This is a genomic window from Monashia sp. HAY1-5C (assembly GCF_056755255.1).
The window spans coordinates 1-6604 of record NZ_JBPGXG010000192.1 but is presented as its reverse complement, the minus strand read 5'-3'; the positions used below and the strand labels follow the sequence as shown (position 1 = coordinate 6604).

Below are 6604 nucleotides of genomic sequence, written 5' to 3'. Positions count from 1 at the left end.
CCCCCCCCCCCCCCCCCTTTTTCAAGCACAAGCCGACCCCCCAGATGTAGCTCCGTCTCGTGGGCTCGGAGATGTGTATAAGAGACAGGGTCGGTGGCGGCCCTCGCGGCGCGGTGGGTCAGGAGCTCGAGGCGGTGGTCGTCGCCGTCGTCGTGGCCGTCTTCGTGGCCGGGGCCTTCTTCGCCGTCTTCTTCGCCGTCTTCTTCGCCGTCTTCTTCGCCGCGGTCTTCGGGGTCGCGGTCTTCTTCGCGGCGGACGTCGTCGTGCCCGTCGACGCCTGGTTGGCCGGGGCCGAGGAGCGGGCCGCGACCTTGTGCGCGGTCGTCGACTCGACGGCGGCGGCCTTGCGCGTGGCGGCGGCCCTCTTCGCCGCGGACGAGCGGATCGCCTTCTCGTGGGCGGCGGTCCGCTTGGCCGTCACCGGCTCTGCGGCCTTCTCCACGGCGGCGGCCGACTTCTCGACCTGCGTGGTGAGGGTCGCGGCGTCGTCGGACACGACGTCGAGGACGCTCTTGGCCACCTTCTGGCCCTCGCCGGCGGCCGTGCTCGCCACGCGGCGGCCGCGGGCGATGACCGCGTTGCCCCGCTCGACCGCGTCGAAGGCGGCGCGCTGGCCCTGGGCGCGGGCGTCCGTGACGACCTTCTCGCCACGGGCGGCGGCGGCGTCGTACTGGTCCTTGGCGTTGCTCGCGAGGACGAGGCCCTGGTTGAGGACCTGGGCGGGCAGGTCCTGGGCCTGGGCGACGAAACGGTCGGCGTACCGCGCGGCGAGGCGCTGGAGGTCGGCCGTGCGGGCCTGCAGGTCGACGATGCGCTTCTGCAGCTCCTTCTGGAGCTGGTCGGCCTCCTGACGAGCGCCCTTGCGCAGGTCGGCACCCTTTGCCAGCTTGCGCGCGGCGTCGAGCTGCTCGCCCGCGGCACGGACGGTGTCGATGGCGAGGTTCGCCGCGCCGACGACCGCGTAGAAGGGCGTCGGGTCCACGCTGATCTCGGGAATGCGGCCCTCGAACTGCCCGCGCACGTCGGCCACGGCGGCCTCCGCCTGCTGCTGGGCGTCCTTGACGGCCTTGGTGATCTTCTTGCTCAGTGCCATCTCACTTCTCCTTCTCGGTGACGTCTGTGGTCGCCGCGGCGCTCGGGCCGGGCGAGAGGGGTCGGCGGCGCCGCGGGGGCGCGGCCGGTGAGCGTCGCTTCGTGGTCTCGGACGCTGCGGCCTCGCCGGCGAACGAGCGGTAGATGTCGACGAGGACCCCGCGCTGCCGGTCGGTCAGGACCGGGTCGGCGGCGATCGCGGAGAGGACGTCCGGGACAGGGGCCGGGTCGTCGCCGACCCGCTCGTCGAGGATCCCGGCGCGGACGTAGAGCGACTCGGCCGAGACCTGAAGGCCCTTGGCGATCTGCTGGAGGATCTCGGCGCTGGGACGCTTGAGGCCTCGCTCGATCTGGGACAGGTAGGGGTTGGAGACCCCGGCCATCTCGGCGAGCTGACGCAGCGACAGCTGGGCGTTCTCGCGCTGCTCGCGCAGGTACGCCCCGAGGTCGGGTAGCGGAAGCTTGCTCACCACTCCATTGTGCTAACTGGAGCAAGCAGAATGCAAACCCCAGACAGCGTGAGCCGGCCCACAACGACCCGGCGGGTCCGCGCGTCAGCGGGAGCGACGGTCCTTGATGCCGAGCAGGGCACGCGCCTCGACGGTCGGCATCGGCGGACGCTGCAGCGTCGTCGCGAGCTCGGCCGCCCGAGTGACGAGCTCGCGGTTGTGCACCACCGGCCGGCCCTTGGCGAACACCAGGTTGTCCTCCATCCCGACCCGCAGGTGCCCGCCCGCCGAGAGGGCGGCCGCGACGATGGGCAGGTGGGCCCGGCCGATGCCGGTGGCCGACCAGCTCGTGACCTCCTCCGGCAGCATCGCGACGCCGGCGAGCAGGGCCTGCGGCGTGCCCGGCATCGAGCCGGGCACACCGGTGACGAAGTCGACGTGCACCTTGCCGCCGAAGGGCAGGCCGCACTCGTCGATGAGCCGACGCAGGGCGTGCACGTGACCGAGCTCGAACAGCTCGAACTCCGGGACGACCTCCAGGTCCTGCGCCTGCCGGTAGAGGTCGACCATGAAACCCCACGGGTTGAGGAAGACGCCGTCGCCGAAGTTCGTCGTGCCGCAGGTCAGCGAGCACGAGTCGGGGTCTGCCTCGAGGACGGTGAGGCGCTGCTCCAACGGGTCGGTGACGGCGCCGCCGGTGGACAGCTGCACGACGAGGTCCGTGGACTCACGGACGGCGTCGACGGCCTCCTTGAGCAGGACCCGGTCGAGCGTCGGCTGGTGGTCACGGTCGCGGACGTGGATGTGGATGAGCGCGGCCCCGGCCCGCTCGCAGGCGACGGCGGTCTCGACGAGCTCCTCGGGCGTCGTCGGCAGCGCCGGGACGTCGGCCTTCGCGGTCTCCGCGCCGGTCGGCGCGACGGTGATCAGGGTGCTCGCGGCGCTGCGTGCGGGGCTCATGGCGTCATCCTGCCAGCGCCACGGGACCACCACTCCTCACGCCGGCACGATGCCCGGGGTCACGAGCGACGGGTCAGCCGACAGCCCTCAGGGGCGAGCTGCCCTCAGGGCGCGACGATGACGGTCTGGGCCGCGGCCAGGCCCTCGACGGTGAGGTCGAGCGTCGGGTCGGTGTTGCGCTTGATGATCGCGAGCGCGATGGGGCCGTCGACGTGATGGCGCCCGACCGAGGTCACGTGGCCCACGACGCGGTCGCCGGCGAGGACGTCGCTGCCGCGCGCCGGGAGGGTGTGCCCCGAGCCGTCGAGGTGCAGGAAGACGAGCCGACGCGGGGGGCGGCCGAGGTTGTGGACGCGGGCCACGGTCTCCTGACCGCGGTAGCAGCCCTTGTGCAGGTGGACGGCCGTCCGCAGCCAGTCGACCTCGTGGACGATGGTGCGGTGGTCGGTCTCGAGGCCGAGCCGCGGGCGCCAGGCCGCGACGCGCAGCGCCTCCGCCGCCCAGAGCCCTGCGAGCGGCCGGTCGCCCGCTGCCTCGAGGAGACCGGTGCGCGGCACGATGACCTCGCGCCAGGCCCGCTCGGTGCCGGGGTGGCCCTCGGCGGGTCCGTAGGCGGTCGTGTCGCCGACGAGGTCGGGCCACGGGTCGCGCCACGCGAGGGGCTCGCCCTCGACCGACTCCGACGCGTGCGGCTCACCGAGGACGGCCCAGTCGTCGGTGACGAGGGCGACCTCGACGCGGAGCATGAAGCGCATCTTGTCCAGCCACTCGGCCAGGGCCGGTCCGGCCCCGGGCTCGGTCGTGACCCACGTCGTCGTACCGTCGTCGACGAGGTGGAGGGAGTGCTCGACGTGGCCCTTGGGAGTGAGGATCAGGGCCTCGCGCGACTGCCGCGGCTCGAGCCCGAGCACGTGCTGGGTGGTCAGCGAGTGCAGCCAGCCGAGCCGGTCCGGACCGGTCACGGTGACGACGTCCCGGTGCGAGAGGTCGACGACGGCGAGGCCCTCCTCGAGGAGGCGCTGCTCGCGCATCGGGTCGCCGTAGTGCACGGCGACCCCCGACTCGAGCCCCTCCCCGGCGACCGCGCGGGGGGCGTCGAGCAGCGGGCTGCGGTGGACCGCGCGGGCGGGGGCTGCGGGCACGTCGACGTCACTCATGTCAGGGGAACGAGCGGTGCGGCGACGGCATTCCGGCGGGGAGGCATCGCGTCAGTCGACCCGCTTGAGCTGGGCCGACACGTGGCTCTGCATCTCCTGGCCGACCGCTGCCATGTCCATGACCCACATGAGCTGGGACTCGACGAGCCCGTACAGCCGCGTCCCCGCGTTGTACTCCTTGGCGCCCGGTGAGCGCAGGACGCCGTCCGTGCGCAGCTCGACCTTGGCCGGCTCCATCCGCCCGTAGTACAGCTCGAGGATGCCGGTCGGGTGCACGAGGAGCAGCTCGACCTCGCCGTTGTCCAGGGGCCGCCAGAACCCCGACTCGACGGCCGCCGGGCGGACCTTGGCGCCGTTCTCGGAGTCGAGGATCCAGGCCCGGCTCTCCCACTTGAGGAAGCCGCGTCCGTCATGGGTCACCTCGATCTCCTGGCCGAAGTGCGCGGACTCGATCGTCGGGTAGCCGACGACACCCGCACCCTCCCAGCGTCCGATGAGCCAGGCGAGCGGTCGCAGCGGCTCCGGGATGTCCTGGTCGAGGTTGAACATGCCCGGAATCGTAGCCTGAGCGCATGGACTCCCCCGCTCGCTCGCTCGTCGTCAAGGTCACCTCCGGCGTCGAGGCGCCCGAACGGCTGTCGCAGGCGTTCACCGTCGCTGCCACGGCGGTGGCCAGCGGCGTCGACGTGTCGCTGTGGCTCACGGGCGAGGCGTCGTGGATGGCCGTCCCGGGGCGGGCCGAGGCGTTCGCCCTGCCGCATGCCGCCCCCATCGTCGACCTGCGCGACGCCGTCCTCGCCGGCGGCCGGCTCACCGTGTGCACCCAGTGCGCCGCCCGCCGCGACCTCGCCGAGGACTCCCTCGTCGAGGGCGCCGTCATCCGCGGCGCGGCCGCGTTCGTCGAGGAGGTCACGGCGCCCGGCGCCCAGGCGCTCGTCTACTGAGGACCGACCGTCAGGAGAAGACGGCGAAGAGGTGGACGAGCGCACCGACGGCGAGCACCGAGCCCGCGCCCGCACCGACCTGCCCACGCACCGTCATCATCGCCGGCTCCAGCGCGAGGACCCGCCGGAAGGACCACGAGACGGTCCCGACGGTGGCGCCGATGCCGAAGGCGCCGGCGAGACCGACCTCGTCGACGCGTGTCGACACGACCATCGCGACGACGGAGGCGGCCACGAGGGCCACGAGCCCGAGCACCGGCGCGGCCGCGCGCACCGCGGCGACGGCGTCGGCGAGCACGGCGGCGGCGACGGCGGCCATCGCCAGCACGGCCACGGCGCGGCCCCGCCCGGCGTCGGCGACGACGACCGCGGACGTGCCCGACGCGATGACCGCGAGGCCGCCGAAGGCCGACAGCAGGGTCAGGACGAGACCCTCGCGGCCCGTGCGTCGCAGCAGCTGCGCCGCGAACGCCAGGACGATCCCGAACGCGACGGCGGCCGCGAGCCAGCGCAGGTCGTCACGCAGCGAGCTCAGCACGACGGCCACCGAGGCCAGGGCGAGGACGACCGACGTGGCGTCGGGCGTCACGGACCCCGACAGCACCGGCCAGCCCCACGAGGCGACGAGCGCGAGGACGAGCGTGACGGCCAGCGTCACGCCGTAGCCGGACACCGAGGTCAGCAGGAGCGCGAGGGCACCGACGAGCGTCACCCCGACGGCGACCCAGCGGACCCGGTCGGCGGCGACCGGCGACAGCGGCACCTGCAGCGAACCGGCGGCTCGGGGGCGGTCGGTGCGCACGGGCCGGTCCGACGCCTGGGCCAGGTGCCGGCGGGGGGCGCGGTGGCTGCCGCGGCCCCGGCGGGACCGGACGCCGGGGTCACCCGAGTGGGGTCCGTCGGCCGGCTGCGCGGCCGTGGGGTCGTCGGGCACGGGGGTCATTGTGCATCACCCACCGGCGAACGGCGGCAGCACCTCGACCGTCGCACCGGGCGTCACCGGCACCTCGCGGCCGACCTTGCGGCCGTCGAGCAGGAAGGTCGCCACACGCGCGACCCGCTCCAGCGCCGGGTGGGCGGCGACGGCGGCGTCGAGGACCGCACCGACCGTCGCGCCCTCCTGCACGTCGCTGTCGGTGCCGGCAGCGGCCCGGGCGGCCGCCCAGTAGCGCACCGTGACACGGGCCCCGGCGCCCGCCGCGGCGTCGGCGTCACCCGCCGCGTCGAGGGGGTCGGCGACCACGGGAGGGGTCTGGCTGGAGGTCATCGGACTCCGTCTCATCGTTCATGCCGTTCGGTCCCGGCCCGACCAGTCTCGCCTATCCTGCAGGAGATGGCCCGCCTGCTGCTGCTCACCAACGCGCTCGCCCCGAGCGCCGAGGTGCTGCCCGCGCTCGGGCTGCTCAGCCACACGGTCCGCATCCTGCCGGCCGAGGCCACCGCGCTCGTCGACGCGCCGGACTGCGACGTCGTCCTCGTCGACGCGCGGCGCGAGCTGGCCAGTGCCCGGTCCCTGTGTCGGGTGCTGCGCACCACCGGCATCGGTACGCCCCTCCTGGCCGTCCTCACCGAGGGCGGCCTTGCTGGTCTCACGGCCGAGTGGGGCCTCGACGACGTGCTCCTCGACTCCGCCGGCCCGGCCGAGGTCGACGCCCGCCTGCGCCTCGCCATGACCAAGGGGCAGGACGACGAGGCCGACCTCGACATGCCGATCACCTCCGGTGAGCTCGTCATCGACGAGGCGAGCTACTCGGCCCGGTTCCGCGGCCAACCGCTCGACCTCACCTACAAGGAGTTCGAGCTGCTCAAGTACCTGGCGCAGCACCCGGGACGCGTCTTCACCCGCGCGCAGCTGCTCCAGGAGGTCTGGGGCTACGACTACTACGGCGGCACGCGCACCGTGGACGTCCACGTCCGGCGGCTGCGCGCCAAGCTCGGCCCCGACCACGAGGCACTCATCGGCACCTGTCTCTTATACACATCTGACGCTGCCGACGACGGA

At 73.7% G+C, this 6604-nt stretch carries 9 protein-coding genes; 2 read left to right on the top strand and 7 right to left on the bottom strand.

Annotated elements, in window-relative coordinates; translation table 11 throughout:
* Positions 1-118: 118 nt before the first annotated feature.
* The 5 genes from ACR9ZK_RS20160 to ACR9ZK_RS20140 all read right to left on the bottom strand — a co-directional run bounded on the left by ACR9ZK_RS20160 (position 119) and on the right by ACR9ZK_RS20140 (position 4207).
* Positions 119-1093 carry a hypothetical protein gene (locus ACR9ZK_RS20160; protein ID WP_481343748.1) on the bottom strand — a complete coding sequence of 325 codons (975 nt, stop codon included), beginning with the start codon at positions 1091-1093 and terminating at the stop codon, positions 119-121.
* Between the two features lies 1 nt (position 1094).
* Positions 1095-1562, bottom strand: coding sequence for a helix-turn-helix domain-containing protein (locus tag ACR9ZK_RS20155; protein WP_481343747.1), 468 nt, complete (start codon positions 1560-1562; stop codon positions 1095-1097).
* An 84-nt stretch (positions 1563-1646) separates the two neighbouring features.
* Positions 1647-2501, bottom strand: a complete 855-nt coding sequence (locus ACR9ZK_RS20150; protein ID WP_481343746.1) for a beta-keto acid cleavage family enzyme — start codon at positions 2499-2501, stop codon at positions 1647-1649.
* A gap of 104 nt (positions 2502-2605) precedes the next feature.
* Positions 2606-3658 (bottom strand): CAF17-like 4Fe-4S cluster assembly/insertion protein YgfZ, encoded by a 1053-nt coding sequence (gene ygfZ / locus ACR9ZK_RS20145; RefSeq protein ID WP_481343745.1) that lies wholly within the window; start codon positions 3656-3658, stop codon positions 2606-2608.
* A 51-nt stretch (positions 3659-3709) separates the two neighbouring features.
* A complete protein-coding gene (locus tag ACR9ZK_RS20140) occupies positions 3710-4207 on the bottom strand; it encodes a heme-binding beta-barrel domain-containing protein (protein ID WP_481343744.1) in 498 nt (165 codons plus the stop codon).
* Positions 4208-4230: 23 nt separating this feature from the next.
* Between ACR9ZK_RS20140 and ACR9ZK_RS20135 the strand changes: the two genes are divergently transcribed.
* Positions 4231-4602 carry a DsrE family protein gene (locus ACR9ZK_RS20135; protein ID WP_481343743.1) on the top strand — a complete coding sequence of 124 codons (372 nt, stop codon included), beginning with the start codon at positions 4231-4233 and terminating at the stop codon, positions 4600-4602.
* 10 nt (positions 4603-4612) lie between these two features.
* Here the strand turns inward: ACR9ZK_RS20135 and ACR9ZK_RS20130 are convergent, their stop codons facing one another.
* Positions 4613-5536: a hypothetical protein gene (locus ACR9ZK_RS20130; RefSeq protein ID WP_481343742.1), complete on the bottom strand. Its 924-nt coding sequence runs from the start codon at positions 5534-5536 to the stop codon at positions 4613-4615.
* Positions 5537-5551: 15 nt separating this feature from the next.
* A complete protein-coding gene (locus ACR9ZK_RS20125; RefSeq protein WP_481343741.1) occupies positions 5552-5869 on the bottom strand; it encodes a MoaD/ThiS family protein in 318 nt (105 codons plus the stop codon).
* Positions 5870-5935: 66 nt separating this feature from the next.
* On the opposite strand from ACR9ZK_RS20125, the gene ACR9ZK_RS20120 reads away from it, so the two are divergent.
* Positions 5936-6604 (top strand): winged helix-turn-helix transcriptional regulator (locus ACR9ZK_RS20120; RefSeq protein WP_481343740.1); only part of this gene is annotated, 669 nt, incomplete at its 3' end.